At 46.9% G+C, this 531-nt stretch carries 1 protein-coding gene; it reads left to right on the forward strand.

What is annotated here, in order from left to right:
* A partial coding sequence (locus LMC10_RS01085) for a Rib/alpha-like domain-containing protein (protein WP_229268704.1) occupies positions 1 to 531 on the forward strand: 531 nt, incomplete at both ends.

The raw sequence follows: 531 nt of genomic DNA on the forward strand, positions 1-531 counted from the left end.
AGAACAAGGGCGAGTTGCCAGACGGTACGAAGTATACTTGGAAAGACACGCCAGATGTAACGACAGCTGGTGACAAGCCAGCCACGATTGTGGTAACTTACCCAGACGGTTCAAAGGATGAAGTTCCAGTAACCATTCACGTAATCAACCCAGCAACGGATGCGGACAAGTACACGCCAGAAACGCAACCAATTACTACTCCCGAAGGTAAGGTTCCAGATCCAGCCGACGGGATTAAGAACAAGGCTGATCTCCCCGATGGCACCAAGTACACTTGGATAAACCCAGACCAAGTAGCACAAGATGTTAAGACGCCAGGTTCTCACACCGAAACAATTACAGTAACTTATCCAGACGGTTCAAAAGATACAGTTACTGTAACTGTGAATGTTCCTGCACCTGAAGGCCAAAATATCACAACTGATCAAGGTAAACTCCCTAACCCTGCAGATGCAATTAAGAACAAGGATCAGATGCCGGATGGAACAACTTACACTTGGAAGCAAGAACCTGATGTTTCTACTCCTGGTG

The organism is Limosilactobacillus reuteri subsp. simiae, from assembly GCF_020784875.1.
In the GTDB taxonomy this organism is placed as follows: domain Bacteria; phylum Bacillota; class Bacilli; order Lactobacillales; family Lactobacillaceae; genus Limosilactobacillus; species Limosilactobacillus reuteri_H.